13 protein-coding genes are annotated in these 19,259 nt (G+C 38.1%); 2 read left to right on the top strand and 11 right to left on the bottom strand.

Annotation, left to right across the window (positions count from 1 at the left end):
• Positions 1-4: 4 nt before the first annotated feature.
• Positions 5-907, bottom strand: a complete 903-nt coding sequence (locus CLU97_RS13870; protein WP_183084574.1) for a restriction endonuclease — start codon at positions 905-907, stop codon at positions 5-7.
• Here CLU97_RS13870 and CLU97_RS23715 point away from each other — a divergent pair.
• Positions 898-1,053: a hypothetical protein gene (locus CLU97_RS23715; protein WP_183084573.1), complete on the top strand. Its 156-nt coding sequence runs from the start codon at positions 898-900 to the stop codon at positions 1,051-1,053. The two genes, CLU97_RS13870 and CLU97_RS23715, sit on opposite strands and share 10 nt — an antisense overlap.
• A 754-nt stretch (positions 1,054-1,807) precedes the next feature.
• Positions 1,808-2,224 carry a helix-turn-helix domain-containing protein gene (locus CLU97_RS13865; protein WP_121489749.1) on the top strand — a complete coding sequence of 139 codons (417 nt, stop codon included), beginning with the start codon at positions 1,808-1,810 and terminating at the stop codon, positions 2,222-2,224.
• A 46-nt stretch (positions 2,225-2,270) separates the two neighbouring features.
• Here the strand turns inward: CLU97_RS13865 and CLU97_RS13860 are convergent, their stop codons facing one another.
• The 10 genes from CLU97_RS13860 to CLU97_RS13815 form a co-directional block, all read right to left on the bottom strand.
• Positions 2,271-3,692: a restriction endonuclease subunit S gene (locus CLU97_RS13860; protein ID WP_121488454.1), complete on the bottom strand. Its 1,422-nt coding sequence runs from the start codon at positions 3,690-3,692 to the stop codon at positions 2,271-2,273.
• The gene (locus CLU97_RS13855; RefSeq protein ID WP_121488453.1) at positions 3,682-5,151 is read right to left on the bottom strand and encodes an N-6 DNA methylase; all 1,470 of its coding nucleotides are present in this window, start codon (positions 5,149-5,151) and stop codon (positions 3,682-3,684) included. Before CLU97_RS13855 ends, CLU97_RS13860 begins: the two co-directional genes overlap by 11 nt.
• Positions 5,152-5,160: 9 nt before the next feature.
• Positions 5,161-8,379, bottom strand: coding sequence for a type I restriction-modification system endonuclease (hsdR, locus tag CLU97_RS13850; RefSeq protein ID WP_121488452.1), 3,219 nt, complete (start codon positions 8,377-8,379; stop codon positions 5,161-5,163).
• An 84-nt stretch (positions 8,380-8,463) separates the two neighbouring features.
• A complete protein-coding gene (locus CLU97_RS13845; RefSeq protein WP_121488451.1) occupies positions 8,464-9,006 on the bottom strand; it encodes a hypothetical protein in 543 nt (180 codons plus the stop codon).
• Entirely contained in the window at positions 9,003-10,256 is a 1,254-nt protein-coding gene (locus tag CLU97_RS13840) for a phthiocerol/phthiodiolone dimycocerosyl transferase family protein (RefSeq protein WP_121488450.1), read from the bottom strand. Before CLU97_RS13840 ends, CLU97_RS13845 begins: the two co-directional genes overlap by 4 nt.
• Positions 10,253-11,524: a condensation domain-containing protein gene (locus CLU97_RS13835; RefSeq protein ID WP_228437713.1), complete on the bottom strand. Its 1,272-nt coding sequence runs from the start codon at positions 11,522-11,524 to the stop codon at positions 10,253-10,255. The genes CLU97_RS13840 and CLU97_RS13835 overlap by 4 nt, the downstream gene beginning before the upstream one ends.
• Positions 11,525-11,539: 15 nt before the next feature.
• Positions 11,540-13,942, bottom strand: coding sequence for a glycosyltransferase (locus tag CLU97_RS13830; RefSeq protein WP_121488448.1), 2,403 nt, complete (start codon positions 13,940-13,942; stop codon positions 11,540-11,542).
• Entirely contained in the window at positions 13,935-14,717 is a 783-nt protein-coding gene (locus tag CLU97_RS13825; RefSeq protein WP_121488447.1) for an alpha/beta fold hydrolase, read from the bottom strand. The genes CLU97_RS13830 and CLU97_RS13825 overlap by 8 nt, the downstream gene beginning before the upstream one ends.
• Positions 14,708-15,007, bottom strand: coding sequence for an acyl carrier protein (locus CLU97_RS13820; protein ID WP_110366628.1), 300 nt, complete (start codon positions 15,005-15,007; stop codon positions 14,708-14,710). The genes CLU97_RS13825 and CLU97_RS13820 overlap by 10 nt, the downstream gene beginning before the upstream one ends.
• Positions 14,995-19,251: a type I polyketide synthase gene (locus CLU97_RS13815; protein ID WP_121488446.1), complete on the bottom strand. Its 4,257-nt coding sequence runs from the start codon at positions 19,249-19,251 to the stop codon at positions 14,995-14,997. Before CLU97_RS13815 ends, CLU97_RS13820 begins: the two co-directional genes overlap by 13 nt.
• Between the last annotated feature and the right edge of the window lie 8 nt (positions 19,252-19,259).

The raw sequence follows: 19,259 nt of genomic DNA, 5'->3' as shown, positions 1-19,259 counted from the left end.
GTGATTAATCTTCTTCAAAAAAATCAATATCTATTTCTTTAATTTCAATTTTATCTTTTATTTGTACTCCAATATTGTTCTGAATGGCCAGTTCAGCTAATCTTTTCCCATCAATTAAAACAATTTTATAGTTTGGGTTCTCGTTTGCTGTTTTTTTTGCATCAGCAGTAAAATCTCCAACAGTTAATATTACTCCCTTATTGGATCCTTTGTTTGCAATGGCTCCGATAAAATTTCGGATTTCAGGAGAACCTACTTTTGTTCCCCATCTTTTGGCCTGAACATATATTTTTTCAAATCCCAGCTGATCCTGATAAAGAATACCGTCAATTCCACCATCTCCTGAACGGCCGACTACTTCGAAATTCCCTTTTCCTTCTCCACCGTAACCCAACTTATCTAATAGCTTCACAACAAAAAGTTCGAAATAGTCTGCAGGTTTGTTTCGCAGGATATTTAATAACTCATATTCCAGGCTGGAATTGATCTGGCTTATGGATTTACCAATAATAACCTCAGGAGTTTCACTATCTTCATCCACTGTTGAAACTTGAGTTGTCTCTATTGATGAAGATCCAGTACTCTTATAGCTTGCTTCCCATTCTTTAAATGGATCAAATTTTTTTAAAAAATTAATATTGATATACTGAGCTGTTGCCATTTTTAAAGCTTCTTTTCCCAAAGAAGTAATCTGATAATGTGCTCTTGAAGGGTAAGAAATTAAGCCTGCCTTTTGTAAATAGCTTCTGCTCCATCCTACACGGTTTCTGAATAATGTTTGTTGACCGCTGGGAACTTTAAGAGCAAGCTCTTCCTTTGTTAAATTAAAATGCTGCGTCAGAAGCTGCACCATATTATCCAGAGAATATACTTTATCATCCTGTAATAAAGATAAAAATGGATACATTATACTTTGAAAATCCGGTACTGGCATGGTTTATTATTTTACAGAGCAAGTATACCAAAATTATTTTACTGATGCCTACGGGAACCCGTAATTTTCAAAAAACAATCAATACTGATCTGCTCTCTACTGACATTACCCCGTTCTAAAGCCTCTCTAACCCCTTCACCAAGTCCCTCGAGAGGGTTAGTGAAGTGGGTAGAAGCACTTAAATGCTATTGTAAGAAATATTCTCACCATCACATTGCTTCATCAGAGGCGAAGCCTCCATTCTTTGCTCCCTCTGATTATGCATACTGATGTATAAAAGATTTGTGTTTTTTATATCTCATGTGAATCTACAGGAGAAATTATTTGCAGTACTTGTTTTGAACGCAATGACGCAAAGATTTTTCATCTCAATATGTTTTTAAGACGCAAGAAAATCAGAGATTTTCAGCAAGGATTAATACATAGATGATCAACAGTGTACTGTTTTATCGGAGATAAAATCCTAGCGCCTTAAAGAAGATTCTTATGATAATAACTTGCGCCTTTGCGATTTCCAACCATAAGCATACAAAACCTCCAACCACAAAAAAGCACGTTTTCACGTGCTATAAGAAAAAGTATATTTGCTTTCAACATTAATCCTTACTGATTGTCGGTGGAAGAGGATGGATGAACCTCTCAAATATAATGAGTATAATGGATCAAAAATCAACAGAGTGTGAATTTTTCAGCAAGCGTTCATCACATTGTGAAAACTGGATAATAGGGTTTCGGGTTTATCATTTTTTGAAGAAAAAAAGAGGGTATAATGAAGGAAATGGAGAAAGAGATACCCGCTCATCAATTTTAGGGAGATAAAGGAAGTTTTTATAAAAATTTTTCTATATTTAAACTTCATAAAAGTTGATGAGTATGGAACACAAAATACATCAGGGCCGCAATGTAAAACGATTCAGAGAAATGCTGGGTGTCAAGCAGGAAGCGTTGGCTTTTGACCTTGGGGACGACTGGAATCAGAAGAAAGTTTCTCTGCTGGAACAGAAAGAAATTATTGAAGACCCTTTGCTGAAAAGAATTTCTGAAGTATTGAAAATTCCGGTGGAAGCGTTTCAGAATTTTAACGATGAACAAGCTATCAATATAATTTCAAATACTTTCCACGATTTTAAAGATAACTCTGTAGCTTCTGCAATGAACTATAATTGTACATTTAATCCAATAGATAAAATTGTAGAGTTGTATGATGAAAAGATTGCTCTTTATGAAAGGATGCTGAAGGAGAAGGATGAGATGATGGGGAGACTGGAGAGGTTGATTGAGAAGGGATAATTTAAGATACAAAAAGGTTCAGCACGTGCTGAACCTGTTTATATTTTTATTTCTTCTTTACTTCTTTTTTCAGTTTTAGAATTTCTTTTAACAAGTCTTTTGCATCTCCATCCGTTGGAAGCTGGGGAACTAATTCTCCTTTGAAAGCTTTGTGTAGAATGGCTTGTGGAAGACTATCTATTTTTTCTTTTAAAGCCTTATAGCGTTTTTCTATAATATCTACTTTGTTAAATAAAGATTCTATAATAGATACGATTTCTTGTTGTTCTTCCAATGGTGGAATTGGTAGTTTGATTGATCTAAATCTTTCTAAACTTATTTTTTGTTGGGCTACACCAAATGTTATCAATCCTAATTGCTCTTTTACAAAGCTTGAATTAATAACATGTTTATAAAAAATTCTATTAAAATACTCACTCCAAACTCTAAATTTCAGACAGTCTGAAGTAATTATTGCTTTGGGGAAATTTTCGGGATAAATTTCACAATCACCAGGTGGTTCTCCCATTTTAGTAATCAGCAGATCTAAACTTTCAACAGAATGAGCATCTAATTCAAGTGCTTTTTCTGAAGAAATAAATTTGGGAGATAATTCATTGAAATTTCCAGATTTAATATGTCTAACGAAAACTAATGGAACTCCATTATCTTGATAATCATCTACTTTTAAATTACTTCCAAATGGTCCAATTGAAAGGGCATATTTAGCAGGATCAGCAATTTCTCCAGGATTTCCAAATGCCCAAGTATCTGGGAATAATTTTTCAGAAACATTAAATTCTTCTAAATTACTTATCTTAATTTTTACTGATAATTCTTGTTTTTTATCTAGAACTGTTTTTAACAAAATTTTACCATCTAAATTTTTATCCTCCCTCCAATCAGATGTTAATTTTCCCATTATAGCTTGTGTTAAAACTTGCTGGCGAAAATCCTTAAGCAATTGAGGAATACGCTCCAATGCTTTTTTCATTGCTTCATGTTGTGCAAATAAAGCATCTAATTTTGCTACAATACGTTCTTGTTCTGGTAATGGAGGAAGAGGAACTTGATGATTTTCAAAAGTGGGTTTTGTAATATGTACTATACCTGATCCATGAGTTTTACTATAAAAATCTTCGATCGAAATTAGTAAACAATAATATAAAAAGTTCTTAAGTATTATTTTATCATTATTAACAACTTTAAAAATATGTTGATTTAACCATGCATCTCCCCCTTTCCAGAAATAAACTCCTAAAGAGGCAGACCACGCCATTAATAAATCTCCGTTCTTAACTTTAAATTTTTCATCAAATTTTCCACTAGAATAATTAAAGCTTGCCTTATTATTATTTAAGTTTTGAATTCTTATAATTGGTAAACCTTCATTTTTCCATTCAGCAGCTTTAAAAGTTCTTCCGTTTATATAAGTTCCTAAATCTTTTAATTTTGTTTCAACCCAATTATTTGGTAAGTTATTTTTCATTACCTAATTCTTTAATTAAGTTTTCCAATTCTTTTTGAATTGTATTAAGTTCTTTTAAAGCATTATTGGCTATATCTAATGGCTCACCTATATTAGATGATTTAGTCAAGCTTTCATCAGCAATCAATCCTAAATCTAAAGAATCATTTTTCTTTGCAATTTCTTCACGGGAAATGCATTGCCAACGTTCGTCTTTTATCTGTTTTCTTTTTTCTTCATCTATTGCTCCTTCATATTCTTTAACTACGTTTTCAGCAGTTAATCCTCCTGTATAAGCTGTGATAAAATCTTCAAATGCTTTTTCTGTAAAAGGTGTTCTTTTTCCAAAGTTCGGCATATTGGTTCTCATATCATAGAACCATACATTTTGGGTATTTCCTTCTTCTTTTTTACCCCTTGTAAAGAAAAGTACATTGGTTTTTACCCCTACTGCATAGAAAATACCTGTTGGTAAGCGTAAAATAGTATGCAGATTGCATTTTTCCATCAAATCTTTTCGGATGCGTTGTCCGTCACCATCTTCAAACAGAACATTATCTGGTAATACTACCGCAGCACGTCCAGTCCCATCAGTAATAAGGCTTCTGTAAATATGCTGTAAGAAATTAAGCTGTTTGTTGCTGGATATATATTTTAAGTCTGTTCTGGTAGGTTTTTCACCTCCTTTCTTTGTGCCAAACGGAGGGTTTGCCAATACGCCATTAAAACCTTTTAGGTTTTCACCTAAATAGGTTAATGTATCACCTAAAAGAATGTTACTCTCCATTTGGTGCAACCTAGCGTTCATTAGAGCCAAACGATGGGCATCAGCAACAAGTTCTACTCCTGAAAAGGCTTCTTCTTCCTGAAATTTTATCTTTTCAGAAGACAGAACGTAACGGTAATCGTATTTTTCTTTCAAATAATGATCTGCAGAAATCATAAAACCGAAGGTTCCACAGGCAGGATCATTCCATCTTTCGCCTAATTTCGGAGCCATTAGTTTTACCATTACATTAATTAATGGACGTGGAGTAAAATATTGTCCTGCACCACTTTTCTTTTCTCCTGCATTTTTTTCCAATAGACTTTCGTAGATGTCTCCCATCACGTCACGGTCAGATTCTTCATACCAATCAAGCTTATCAATAGCCTGAACCAAAGTATTAAAGTTTACAGGCTTAGTAAGCGTAGTAGAAGCATTAGTATAGATATCTTTGATAGATGGACTGTCTGTTTTACTACTTACGTTAGCTAAAAAATCACGGTATAATCTAAAAGCTTCTACATTATCTGTTTCCTCTACAAATTTACTCCATCTGTACTCTTCAGGGATCTGATCAGAAAATCCTTTTACCTCAGATAATTTAAGGAAAAGGATAAAAGTAAGTTCATTAAGATATTGGTGGTACGTTACGCCGTCATCGCGCAACACATTACATAAATTCCAAAGTTTATTGGCTATTTCCTGTGCGCTCATTTTACATCTCTATGCTGAATACAGTTCATTATTCAGCTCTGTTATCAATTCTTCTAATTCGTTATTAAATATCTTATTTAACCTTGTAAAACCTCCTTCATCTACAAAAGGTCTTAAGTCTAAGTCCTGTTTTGTAAGAATAGTTTCTGCCATCAATTGTTTTTCAAAACGGTCTATCCATCTTAATTGCACAGCAGTCCATTGATGTTTTGATTTTAACTTGCTAATTGCTTTCTGAACACGTTCTTGAGGGGCTATTAAGTCAATTCCCATAGAAAGTGTTCTGATATAAGCTATAATATCGGCCGCAATATCCACATTTTTTGTGGATTTCCAAGCGGTATTCAGAGAAGTTTCATTAAAACCTTTTTCATCGAAAAGTAACTTTAATTCTTTTAATGACTTACGGTCTAGCTCCTGAGGTTTATTGCAAATGATATTGATTGCTGCAATAGTATTGCTATTTTCCTGAAGGAATTTTTTGAATCCTTCTATATAATCTTCAGGTTTATCTGCATTTCCATATCCACGGGTAACTTCCATTACAGAATCTTCGTGTGTAGAAACAAATTGAGAATATTTCTTGTATACTTTGGTGTCAAGATAATTCCAAAGTGAGCTTAATTGCTCTACTGTATTTTTTATTTCAGAGCTGGTTGTATTCTTCAAAGACTGTATTAATCCTTCAATAGTATTGCCATCTGTATGATAAGAAATATGCTCTTTTTGTTCAGCTGTTAGGTTTCTGGACTTTCGTTGCAGCTTTGCAATGATTTGTTCAACCTGTTTATATAAACGCTGCTCATCAGAAATTCTCTCAGTTTCCTCTACCAACTGTTGGAAACTATAAGAAGGATTTCCTACTGTCTGTATCTGAGTATAGTCTTTAAGTGCCTCGTATAATCGAACTGCGTCAAATATTTTAAAAGATTCTTTTCCTATTTCACGACAAAGACGTGTTGCTCTTCCCAGCATTTGCTCGTACAATATACGAGAACGTACACGACGCATAAATACAACATTACATATCGAAGGAACATCAATTCCGGTAGTTAATAGGTCTACCGTAACAACAATATTGGGATATCTTTCGTTCTTAAAATCTCTGGTTAGTTGTGCATTGTCATAAACACTACCCGTAATTTTCTGAATAGCTTTTTCATGAACATCAACGCCAATTTTTTCAAACTCTTCGCCCAGCATATTGATTATGGTATCTGCATGACTATCTCTTGCTGCGAAGATGATTGTTTTTTCATTGCCTTCAGGATCTAAGTTTTTAACAAGTTCCTGAACTACAGCTCTGTTGAAATTATCATTAAGAACCTGTTTATTAAAATGTTCTACATCAAACTTCAATTCATCTTCCAGTTCATCTAAATCTGTTATTTCTCCAGTTTCACCATCATATACCTGAGGTTTTTCTCCCTTTTCCCATGTAATTCCTTCGGTATTAAGATAAGTTTTAATATTAAATGGAGGTTCATGATCTACCAGATTACCATCTATTACAGCGTTACGATAGGAATAATTATAAACAGATTCTCCGAAAATTTCTGTTGTATGAAGGGCTGGTGTTGCAGTCATTCCAATTTTAAAGGCATCAAAATAATCCAGAACTTTGCGGTATTGTGCTACATAGTCATCTTCATTTCGTATTCCAAAATCATCCTCATTCATTTCTTTATCCAATTGGTAACCACGGTGTGCTTCATCAACAATGATACAGTCATAAGTGTCTATTGTTAAAGGTTCTCCTTCATTATAAAATAGCCTTTTTACCATACTTTGAACTGTAGCAAAGTGAAGACGGGATTCAGAATCCGGAATAGTTGTTCCAAGGTCATCAAATTGATAAATTCCTCCAAAAGACTGTTGAGCTTCAACTTTATTTTCTTTAATACTGTCACGTGCCTGAGTTGCAAGAAGCTTTCTATCTGTTAAGAATAGAATTCTTTTAAATTTGTTCGCTTTTATTAATCTATAAATTAAACCATTAATAGTTCTGGTTTTCCCTGTTCCTGTAGCCATAACAAGTAAAGCCCTTTTATCAAAAGGAGATTCAATCAGTTTATTTTCAACAGATCGAATGGCTTCTATCTGATAATCACGAAGATTTAGACCACTTGGGGAGGTTAGATATTCATAGTCGCTTTCTAAAAGTTTTTCGTTTGCTTCTTCAGAATCTCTATTGTATAATTCTTTTAAACCTTCTGGTGAATACCAACCTTTTAATGCATATGGACGATTGGTGGACTTTCTTATATCCTGAAACCAAATTCCACTTTTGGTTTTCAGTTGTTCCAAATATTTTTTTCCGTTTGTAGAATATAAGAACGGAACTTTGTAGGTGTCCCATTGACCTAGTAAAACAATTTCATTTTGTAGATGGATATTTTCTGAGTATATCTTAGACTGTCGAAGATTGGTAGAAATATCAGTATTATATTTCTTAGCCTCAACTAAACCATATAGTTCAGTACCAATAAATAAAGCATAGTCTGCATATTTTGTTCCACAAGGCCACTCCGCAATTGCTTTATTTTTTCCTTTTTCAGGTAACGTTTTTTTATTCTTGTAATTAATATTTTCTGTGTCACAATCCCAGCCGGCAGCTCTCAACTGAATGTCTATAAGTTGGATTCTTGTATCATATTCGCTTAGATTAATTTTATCTGCATAAAATTGAGCTTTCTCCCTTCTTTTCTTTCTATCACTTTCAGAAGAATTCAATGCCTGGATTTTCAATTCATAGTTTTTTAACTGAATTGTCAATTCATCTACTTTGTCTGTTAAAGAAGATATTTCTAACTCTGATTTATTAGGAGGCAATTCATAATATAAGCCTTCAATGGTATCATTGTCATATGTTTCAAAAAACCATTTCCCCAAAGTAAATATTTTCTTCAGAATAAATAGTGCTTCAGCAGATGTATTGGAGCCACTATGAGAAGCTTTATTTCCAGATTTTCTAACTGTATGGAAAATATCAGCTATTGTATCGGGTAAAATCTCATGTTGATTTAGAAATTGTATTGCCTCATGTTGGTTTAAAAGTGAGATGTCTTCCGATTCAAAACCAGCAATTAAGCTACTTAGTTTTTCACAAAATAATCTAGATTTTGATATCGATGAACTGGCATCTATATGATATAAAATTTCGGCTAATCTTGCACAATTAAAAAGTTCAGGATAAATATCCTGAAGGAAATAAAATTTCGAATCCATCAGTATTATAAACTAATTTTAAAGATAATAAAAAGAATTTTATTCTTCAATATAAAAATTTATAAATCATTTTTTAGAAATTTTCTACTCCATAATAACCGTATTCACTCTCCTACACATCCACCTCCTCAATCTCCACACCGGCAGATACACAAAAATCACAGACAAAATCCCGGCTAAAACACCCACAACAATAGCCATTGCGGTAGCATCCAGCTTATAATCTTTTGAGAAATTGTACTGGCCTATAAAGAGCAGTGAGAGTACTAATGATCCGGTGATCACGCCGTGTAAGATGCTTAGTTTGGTCATTAATTTTTTAATATTCAGCTGTTCGTCTACGGTAAACTCTATGGCTTCCTGGCTGGCGGCATCGGTTACTCTTTTGATGATATCAATGGTAAGGACTGCCGGAAGGAAAATAGCCATCGGGAGGGTTAGGCGGGCCAGGTTTTGGGTTCCTGAGAAAAAATGGGTGTAGCCTAGCTCCTTGAAGCTGGCATACGCAATAATGAAATTAAAAAATACATTCGGGAGGACATAGTAAATCGTACGCTTGATGAGAAAGCGTTTCAGGGTAGTTTTTTTGATGGGTTTTGGCTTTGGCGGCTTTATTTTCAATTTCATAGAGAGGTGGTCAATAGCTCGATGGCTTTATCTTTTATCAGATTGGCTTCCTCTTTCGGAAGAAAGTTTTCATTAGACATGAAGGTGAAGTCCATTTGCTGGTTGTACGTACTGGTCACTAAGGTGTTCGAGTTCAACCATGGAAAAGCCACAGTAGGACTGATCACGGTTTCCAGTTTGAAGTTTTTATAATCATTCGGGATATTCACTTTTCCCATATTGGATAGAGTGATATCATGCCCGCCTTCGCTGGATTTCAGCATACTGATCATACGTTCCACAATAGGGTGCATATGTTCTCCCATCCACAGGAGTTCACGGGCTTCCATTTTGTTTATTTTCTCTGTAAGGTCTTTTTTGATCTGCTTGGCATTGCCCATCACATCCTTGCTGCCTTTTTTCACAGAAAGTTCTACCGTTGGAGCAAAAGCAAACAGATGATCTTCTTTAATTTCCGGAATAAAATGACGCACATCTACCGGACTGATCACCTTTCCTTTAGCACGATTCCCCTGAATATCACGGAAGGCCTGCATCACAGATGAACAGAGCAAAGCATGTACAGAAATTCCGTTGGCTTTACATTTTTCAGTAATAAACCTGGTATCTTCTGGAGTCATTTTCCAGTGAATGGCGTAGTTTTTTCCAAGGTTTCTCTTTTTACTTTTTCGCTGGATAGAAAAGAATATCCTGGCGAAAAGCAGATAAAGGCTGGCCTTGTATTTTTTAATTCCTGTATTAAAATCCGAAGGGAGAAAATCATCCACAGATTCAAAAGCAACATAAGGAATGAGCGGGGCATGGGGATTGTCCAGCAAACTCAAAAGTTCGCGCATTAAAGTCACTCCGGTTGTTCCGTCTGAAATACAGTGGGGCATGACCCAAAGGATTTCGGAAGTATCCTGTCCTTTCACCCAAACCACTTCAGCCAATGGTTTTTTCGGATGTTCAAAGAGCTGGAACCATCCTTTTTCAGATTCTTTGAACCAATCTTCGTCTGTTTTTCGTTCTACAATACGAAGGGGAATAGGCTCAATATCCTTTTGTCCCACAAAAAGGGGATATCGTCCGCTGTTGCGATCAATGACTGCTCTCAGCATCGGATGTTTCTGCTGGATTTTGATTAAAGCTGTTTTAAAATTCTCTTCCGGAATCTCTCCTTTGATTTTTGCGGTATAAACACAGTTTAAAGGCGTTTCAGGATCTACATACATGATCCTTTCCACCATCATTAAGGGTCTTCTGATCATGATACTGCCATTTGTTTAAGTTGTGAATGTATAATTTGTATCACTTCGTCACGGACTGCCAGAGCATCTGTGTAAGGTAAATATCCTTCGCTTCCCATGAATGAAAAATCCATTTCACCACGGTACGTTGAGGTTACCATTGTGGTGGTATTTCCTAAAGGTCCGATTACTGACGGACTGAAAATAGTATCTACACTAAATTCTTTATACTGATGAGGAATCTGAATACGTCCCAGATTGGAAAACATACAGTCGTTGGAAGATTTCCCGTTCTTTAAAAGCTTGGTAAAATTCTTCAAGGCATCATGCCCGGACTCCATGACCATCATAGTGATGTAAGGATTCAGTTTGGAGGTCTTTTGTTCTACAGATTTCTGCATTACTCTTAGATTGTCCTCAAAACTTAGCTTTTCATCAGAAGAAACCACAATCATCAGCCCGAAAGCGAAGATATGGTCTTCTTTGATCTGCTTAGCGAAACGTCTGATATCTACCGGACAGGAAACTTTATTGAAGGATTTCTCACCTCTTACTTTTTTAAATGCCTGTAATACTGATGCACTCAAAAATGTGTTTACGGTTACTTCCTGAGATTTGCAGTAAGCAATTAACTGTTTGCTCACGGTTTCATCCAGTTTCCAGTGGATGAAGTAGTCGTTCTGTCTTTCAACGACTTTTTTACCTACCGGGATCAATTTGATTGCTGTAGCAGCAAGCCTTCCGATAAACTTGGCTTTCAGTTTCTGTCTGCGGCTGTTCAGAATTTTGGAAGGAACTACATCCTGAATTCCTAAGATGGGAGTTTCAATTCCGATATCAGCAGTTGGATTGTCCAGTACTGCTAAAAACTCTGTTAAAAAAGCCATTGCAGAACCACCATCACAAAGACAATGATGGAACGCAAACAGCATGTCCGAAACGTTTTCCCCTTTGATCCAGACAAACCGGATCAGGGGTAATTTTTCAAAATTAAAGGTGGTGTTCCACTCTCTCCTGGATTCTTCCTGCCACTGATCTTCCCCTTGTCGGGTCAATATTCTTACGGGAATAGATATAGGTTGTTCAGGAACATTATACCATGGAATATTTTTTTCATCATGGCTGATCAGTGCTCTCAGCCATGGATGTTTATTTTGAATCTGAGCAAGAGCCTGCTGGATCTCTTTTAAGGTAAAAGAGCCTCTCAGCCTGAACGCAATGACCGCGTTAAAAGGTTCTGTACCGTCTCCTAATAACATACGTTCACCAAATAGCAATCTTCTTTTCATATGTTGATTCATAGGCTATACGGAAGCTAATGTTGAATGTTCCTGTACAAAGTTTTCTAACAGTTCTACCGCTTTATCATTACCTCCGGCAAGGGTAAATGTGTTTCTTACTTCCTGGGCAGCAGTTCTGTATTTCGGATTTTCCAACAGTTCAAAAACGGTTTCACGAAGAGTATCTACACGAAGTCTTTTGTATCGGATACTGATTCCACAGCCTGCCTGCTCAATCAGTTTTGCAATATGGAAATGATCATAGGCGATAGGAGTGATCAACATCGGTAATCCGTTGCGGAAAGTGTCATTAACGGTATTGAAACCACCGTGGCAAATTACCATATCCATTCGCTGCATCACTGCAGATTGAGGTACGAAGCTGTTCACGATGAAGTTATCCGGCCATTCTTCAAAGATTTCCGGTGGAGTAGCGGCAATTACGGTAATCGGCTGGTCTTTAAAGGCAGCGATGATTTTTTCAAAGAACGCTTTTCTGATGTCTACCAACAGTGTTCCTAATGATACAAATATCTTCGGAGTGGTAGATGCATTCAGTTTATCCCAGTCAAATGGAGCATCGTTCGGGCGGCCTTTTACCGGACCTACGAATTTCATATGGGAAGGAACGGTTTCAAAACCAGCGAAAGCCTGTGAAGTAAACACCATATTCAGTTTATGAGAATGGATGTAAATTCCTTCTTCATGAATGCCTACTTCTTTTTGAAGATCTTTGATTAAGTTCTGTTGCCATTCCCAGATTTTAGGAGCACTTTTTTCCGTATCTCCCATCACATCCGGTGGAACAGGTGTTGTTGTTACACAAGGAATATTATGTTTGTGAGCGAAAAGAGCCCCTCCGAAAGTGATACAGTCGTTTACAATAACATCCGGCATCCAGCTTTCTGTCAGTCTGGTTAATCCCGGCATCATCATTTTAGCAAAAGGAACATACGTTTCTTCCAGAGCCAGTTTCATCACTTCAGGTCCGGAGCATGCGGGTCCGTCATCCTGTCTTTTTAAAATACGGGCAATTTCCTCCTGGTAAGGAACAAGATCTTCTTCAGGATAGAAATAAGAACCTCCTTCCGGAATATGTTTGTTGTCTAAAGGGGTAATTCCGAACCATTTTACTTCGTGGCCACGGGCAATTAAACTTGCTCCCACACTTAAAGTAGGACTCACGTGTCCGAAAAACGGAGGAACTACGAATAAAAATTTTGATGGTTTTTCAGGTTTTGAAGCCTTCAATATCGCTTGCTCCAATAAGTTGGCTGCTGTAGCAGAACCTCCAGCTTCCACAAAAGATTGTCCTACTTTCTGAGCCGCTTCTTTGTAGCCTGGATTATTCAGAATCTGCTGTACAGCTTCTCTCAGGTGGTTTCCTTTAAATCTGTTAAAATTAAGACGTTCACCTGCTTCTGTACGTACAACACGTCCGGCAACATGAGACTGGTCATAGGCAATCGGGATCACTACCAAAGGAATACCGTGGGATAGCGTTTCGGATACGGTATTGTGACCGCCATGGCAAACCACACCATCCAGATGAGGTAACAGATCCAGCTGAGGAACCTGCTGATACACCATAAAGTTATCCGGCCACTGCTCGAAAAGCTGAGGATCGGAAACCACTACAACGGTTAGGTCTTCATCTTTAAAGGCATCAACGACCTTTTGGAAAAAGGCTTTTTTATGATCGTGATCGAAGGTCGTACCAATGCTTACCAGGATCTTTTTGTTATTTTTGCTTTTCAACTTTTCCCAGTCAAACTCACATGAAACGCGTCTTTCGGTAAGAACGGGACCTGTGAACTTATATTGAGAAGGCAGATCTTCCATTTCCCCAAAGAAATAATTGGAAGTAAGAACAAGCGTTAATAGGTCAGAGGTTGCCAGAGAGCGTTCTTCCTGGAAACCGAGTTCTTTCTGTAAATCTAGGATCTGATTTACTTCCCACTCGTGTACTTTTGGTAGCTCATTCATAATTTTAATGGCGGCCGGAGCGGTAACGGATGTGGCATAAGGTATTCCAAGAGTCTTTGCGGCAACAGGGGCTGCAAATAACTGATGATCCCCGATAATCAAATCAGGCTGCTCTATTTTTAATAATGAAACAATACCGTTATAGCAATGTCTGTTCAGCGGAATAAGAACCTCTTCGTACAGGAACTTAACGCTGTCTATGCCATACACTACTTTTTTGGAAATAATATCGAGATATTGTTCACTTTCTTTTTTTTCTTCGTCGGTCTGATCGTACTGGATCAGTAATAATTTTCCTCCCTCGGGAAGTTTAGCCTCTAACGCAGGGTCAAGGCTGATCCAGGCTACTTCATGTCCTCTTTCCAGTAGAGTAGCACCTATGCTTAAGGTAGGGTTGACATGTCCTGTCAATGGTGGAACTATAAATGCAAATTTAGCCATGGTTTTGTGTTAAAATTTTAGATAAAAATTGAGCGATTGTTTCAGCGATGAGCTGAGGTTCCTGGATAGGAATATTATGATCGCCCTGGATTAATTCAAGTTCAGATCCGCTGATTTGAGACTGAAGCCACTCACCGGTAGGTCTGCAGTTGGAATCAGCGCCATAAAGCAATAAAGTGGAAGTTTCCAATCCTTTGAAGTCAGCTTCACCAAGAAAATGTTTTTCCCTGATCATATCTGCTTTAATGGTGGTTTGATTAAACAGAAATTCATACATACGATGATTCTTTTCCATTTGTCTTTTACCCATCTGTACTTTGGTGGTATCTGTAAAGTTGGCGACGTAGTGCTCAAGAAATTCTTTGCTGTATTCATCAATGATGGTACGGGCTTTTTCATCCTGAGGATCCGGAGCTTCCATCACCACGAGCTGATTGACGCGGTTAGGATATTCTAAAGCTGTTTTCAACGCAATAAGACCTCCGAAACTATAGCCGACAAGGTGTACTTTTTCCAGTTGAAGGTGATCTATTAAACCTATTAAATCGGATGACATGTTGTCAAGATCGTACCCGTCCAAAAAGCGTTCACTCATACCGTGACTCTTCAGATCGTACATCACCACATGGAAATGCTTTGCCAGCACAGGGGCAATATTAAAATAATAAATGGACAGGTTACTGAACATACCGTGGATGAGTACCACGGTTTGTTCGGCTCCTTTGTTGAGTTCCTGTATATGAACTTGTCTGTTATTGACAGTGATTATTGGCATTCGTAGATATAATTGATGATCATACTAAGGTCAAGATTAATCAGCTGGTCAAGATCCATAGATGATAACCAACCCGTAAAGTCGATCTGATCGCCAAAATGCGCCTTGATCTTTTCAGAGAAAGAGACAATTTCAATGCTGTCCATTTCAAGATCTTTGGTGAATGAACTTTCAGGAGTAATATCCATCTCTTCTACAAATTCAGCCCCTATCACTTCAGTAATAAAACCTTTTAATAAAATAAAAAGTTCTTCGTGGTTCATTTTTAATGTTGCGTTTACAGTGTCCATCCGATAATATAATTTTTATGTTTAATAGTTTTGATTTCAATGTTGTTGATCCACAGGTGATCATCTTTTATAAGTTCGACTTCGAAGGCTTTAGGATTTCCTTTCAGTCCTGTTCCGAGGAACTTTCCGTAAGCTTCTTTGGCTACCCAGAAACGGGTGGTCCATTCTGCCTGGTTTCTGTCTTTTAATAAGGCTAATTCTTTGTCGGTAAATACCATGTCGTAGAATCCTGAGCTGCGCTCTTCCATCAGTTCCATATCAATTCCTACAGATTTTCCATATCTCGCAATTCCTACGGCTTCTTTTCCTTTGTGAGCTAAAGAAATATGAATGTCTTCTGTAAAATCACTGATGAGGTAAGGCTTTCCTACTTCATCGGAACGGATTTCAAACGTGATCGGGAAGCAGGCATGGTTTTTTTCCTGACGAAGGAGATTTCTTACGGCATCTTTCACTGCTACACGGCTTACCATCCAGTTTTTCTTTTTGTTGGGTAATAACTGCTGGTGATGCTGTTTTTCCGTTTGGTTGAAATATCTTTTCAGGATAAAATCCCATGAAGCAACTCTGGTGTAGGCTTGGTGGAAGAAGAAAACTTCAGAAGCAATCTCTTCCGAAAGACGGTTGTGCAGCGGTGACATGGAAACATTCCATAAAGCGGCATCAATTTCCAGTCTTCTGTTCTGCCAGCCGGTAATGGCGCACCAAACTTTTCCGTCTCTTTTCAGGATGATATCGGCGATGGCAAATTCATCATTAAGCTCCGTTAGCATACAGGTGCATTCAAAAATACCTTCCTGATCATGCATATCTCCGAAGAATTCAATATCTCTGATTTTTACAGGGAATGCAATACGGTCTTTCACCAAAGTAAGCTGCAGCCAAAGCCCGAATAACTGTCCTGCATTGTCCAGTAATGAACCTTTACCACCATTTCCTTTTATTTTTCCGATAATTCCTTTGTCTCCAACGGCTGAAACTTCAGTAATTCCCTGGTATTTATCTCCATGGAACATGTGCATGTCATAGATTTCTTCAGGGGTTCTTTCGATAGGTAAAAGATTACCGATGGAAAGATTGAAATCAGGGGTTGGAACAGAAGCTGATTTTAAAATTACTTCTGCATTGGCAAAATTTTCAATATCAAGATAGGCGTGGTTTTGAGAGCGCCATTCTCCTTTTACGGTTTTTTCGAAAGGTTTGGCAACGTTCATCCATTGGAATACGCTTACATTCATGATTTTATGCACCAATGTTTCCGGAACTTCAGCTTCCGCAATTTCAGCAAGCTGTTCGAAGATCATCGTCATCGGAATCACCGGTTCCATATCTGCAACATGAGCCCATCCTTTAGGCTGTCTCAATAAACTGTGGTCGATCAGATAAGGATGGCTTTCCAGAGTTACATACAGGTCTTTTGAGAAGGTTGTACTTCTTGGTGCTTTTGAAGCAACATGTGTTATTGGAGCTGCAGAGCGTTGGATTGTGATTTCCGGACGGTTTTGGAATAAAGTCAATACTTCTTCCTGCATACGGATCATATCGGCAACGTTATCCTGGAATGCCTGTACCAGCGGGTGGCCGCTTTTTGTGGCAATAGCCGAAGCTGTTGCTGTATATTGTTTTGGCGTGTCAAAAGACTGAGCCAAAGCTTTCACTTCTTTAAAATTACGGATAATAGGAGAACCTAATTCCAGTTTAATGCCTTTTCCTGACGGTCTTTTCGAATGATTCTGAATCTCTAAAAAGTCAAGGGCAATTGTTTTACCTTCTACGAATAGTGAAGCGACTACACGTTGTAACTGCGCTAATGCAGAACGGGTTGGAACGCTGGAAGCAATCGTACTGAATGCTTTTCCTTTTAAAGTATCATCAATAAATCCGATCAATCCTCCGGTACCCACCTGAATGAATACTCTTGCACCTTCTTCGTATAATTTATCGGTCAGCTCACGGAAACGAACGGGTTCTACCAAATGCTCAGCACTCAGTTTTCTGATCGCTGCCTGATCTGAAGGATAAGGTTCTAGTGTAGTAGCAGACCACAATGGTATTTTCGTCTGCTGGAACTGTGCTTTTTCCATTCCCGCAAGGATCACATCCAGTTTATCAGCGATAAAAGGAGAGTGGAATCCTGATTGGAACGGTAGCACCTGATGGAAAATCTGTTTTGCTTTTAACAAAGGAACCAATTCATCCAAAGCTGCGTTGCTTCCGCAAAGAATCACCTGATTAGGGCAGTTGTCATTGGAAACATAGAGATTTGAAATTTCTGCAATAAAAGGTTTTATCACATCAATTCCGGCTCCTATAGCGATGAATTTGGAATCTTTTAATTCAAAAGTTTCAGGATTCAGTACATCAATTAAGGCTTTTACAGAGTTGGCTTCTGCTAATTCTGAAGAGTAACCGGCCAGCCATTCTCCTAAACTGTGTCCGGCATTCATATCCGGTATAATTCCTAGTTTTTTCAGTGAATTATCGAGGATACTACAGTTATTGAAAATGTTTAAAGCATCGGTTAAAAGTCCTTCACCTTCCGTTTCAATAGGAGCTGTAAGTCCAAAATAACGGCTTACCGTTTCCACTTCACCTTTTGCCAAACCATCCAGTCCAGGGAACACAAAGGCTACTTTACCGCCATCTTTTAATAATGGGGTAGAGGTATACCAGATATCCTGTTTGTTTTTCCAGGTAAGGTTTTTGGAAACAATTTTAATGGCTTTTTCTACTCTTGCAGGAGTAGGATCGAAGATCGCCACTCTGAAGTCTCCTTCACCAATGGTCGTTTCATTATTTTGTAATGCTGAAAGCAGGTCTTCATGGGTAGGTCTTGCCAATATCAATACATGGTCTTTTTTCGGCATATTATAGCCTTCCAAAACAACGTGAGCATTGATCCCTCCGAATCCGAAAGCATTCACTGCAGCTACTTTTGGCAGTCCGGTTTTTGACCAGTTTTTGGCTTCCTGTACAGGCTCAAACCTTGTGTTCTGCATATCCGCTGTTGGATTTTCACAGTACAATGTTGGTGGTAAAGTATCATGATGTAAGGCAAGACAGGTTTTAATTAATCCTGCAATTCCGGCTGCTGGCATAGCATGCCCGATATTGGACTTTACAGATCCGATACCCGCAGCCGGAGCCGTTTCTTCTTTTCCGAAGAACTGGGCTAAGGTCTGAAGTTCTGTTTTATCTCCAAGGGGTGTTCCTGTGCCATGAGCTTCAAGATATCCCACTTTATTTTTATCTAAATCAGCATTGATCCAGGCTTGTTCTAAAGCTTTTAACTGCCCTTTTACGGACGGACTCATTACGCTGGTACCGGTACCATCGCTGCTTACGCCCACACCTTTGATCACTGCATAGATTTTATCCTGATCACGAACGGCATCTTCCAGTCTTTTTAAGACTACAAAACCACAACCTTCACCGATCAACAGACCATCAGCATCACTACTGAACGGTTTGATTTGTTGTTGGCGTGACATGGCTCCCAGCTGAGCAAAAATACTCCAGAAAGCAGCATTCTGTCCTGTGTGCACACCTCCTGCGATCATAATATCGGAACGACCTCTCTGAAGTTCCTGTACGGCATGATCTACAGCAATCAATGCAGAGGCACAAGCGGCATCTACAGTGAACGCAGCGCCTCCTAAATTGAAGCGGTTGGCAACAAGAGAGGCAACAAGATTGGGAATTAATCCCATCGCAGTATCGGCTGCAAAACGTCCTTTGCGCTGTTGAAAAGCATGTTTTACTTTTTCAATATCTGCAGAAGAAACCTGAGGCAGCAATTCCTGTAACAATGAAGAAATCTGTTCTCCGGTTCTCACGATTTCAATAGCACGGGTAGCACCCGGGCCAGTATAATTTCCTTTACCAATAATAATTCCCGCTTTTTCAAGAGAGATATTCTTTTGGAATACTCCGGCATCTTCAAGCGCTTTCTGTACCAGATCAAGGGTAAGCAAATGGTCAGGTTCCGTTCCTTCAACAGCCAATGGCAGAATACCAAATGCAGTAGGATCGAAAGTATAATCAGGGATAAACCCTCCGCGCTGACAGTAGAAACGGTCAACGGGACTTGTCGCATCACTGAAATGAACCGGATCTATCCGATCAGCCGGAGCCGGCTCGGTAGAATCGACTTTATTGACAATATTCTGCCAAAAAGTGTTGGCATCCTGTGCCCCGGGAAAGACACAGGATAAACCAATTACAGCAACATCTGTTTGTTTCATATTGAGTT

Source organism: Chryseobacterium sp. 7, from assembly GCF_003663845.1.
Classification (GTDB): Bacteria; Bacteroidota; Bacteroidia; order Flavobacteriales; family Weeksellaceae; genus Chryseobacterium.
Note: the sequence above shows the minus strand (reverse complement) of the source record. Positions and strands in the feature narration are given on the sequence as shown.

Coding starts and splice junctions, on each gene's coding strand:
- CLU97_RS13830 (WP_121488448.1), bottom strand. CDS start 13,942: ATGGCTAAATTTGCATTTATAGTTCCACCATTGACAGGACATGTCAAC.
- CLU97_RS13845 (WP_121488451.1), bottom strand. CDS start 9,006: ATGAAATTGAAAATAAAGCCGCCAAAGCCAAAACCCATCAAAAAAACT.
- CLU97_RS13825 (WP_121488447.1), bottom strand. CDS start 14,717: ATGCCAATAATCACTGTCAATAACAGACAAGTTCATATACAGGAACTC.
- CLU97_RS13865 (WP_121489749.1), top strand. CDS start 1,808: ATGGAACACAAAATACATCAGGGCCGCAATGTAAAACGATTCAGAGAA.
- CLU97_RS13860 (WP_121488454.1), bottom strand. CDS start 3,692: ATGAAAAATAACTTACCAAATAATTGGGTTGAAACAAAATTAAAAGAT.
- hsdR (WP_121488452.1), bottom strand. CDS start 8,379: ATGGATTCGAAATTTTATTTCCTTCAGGATATTTATCCTGAACTTTTT.
- CLU97_RS13870 (WP_183084574.1), bottom strand. CDS start 907: ATGTATCCATTTTTATCTTTATTACAGGATGATAAAGTATATTCTCTG.
- CLU97_RS13815 (WP_121488446.1), bottom strand. CDS start 19,251: ATGAAACAAACAGATGTTGCTGTAATTGGTTTATCCTGTGTCTTTCCC.
- CLU97_RS13855 (WP_121488453.1), bottom strand. CDS start 5,151: ATGAGCGCACAGGAAATAGCCAATAAACTTTGGAATTTATGTAATGTG.
- CLU97_RS13835 (WP_228437713.1), bottom strand. CDS start 11,524: ATGAAAAGAAGATTGCTATTTGGTGAACGTATGTTATTAGGAGACGGT.
- CLU97_RS23715 (WP_183084573.1), top strand. CDS start 898: ATGGATACATTATACTTTGAAAATCCGGTACTGGCATGGTTTATTATT.
- CLU97_RS13820 (WP_110366628.1), bottom strand. CDS start 15,007: ATGGACACTGTAAACGCAACATTAAAAATGAACCACGAAGAACTTTTT.
- CLU97_RS13840 (WP_121488450.1), bottom strand. CDS start 10,256: ATGATCAGAAGACCCTTAATGATGGTGGAAAGGATCATGTATGTAGAT.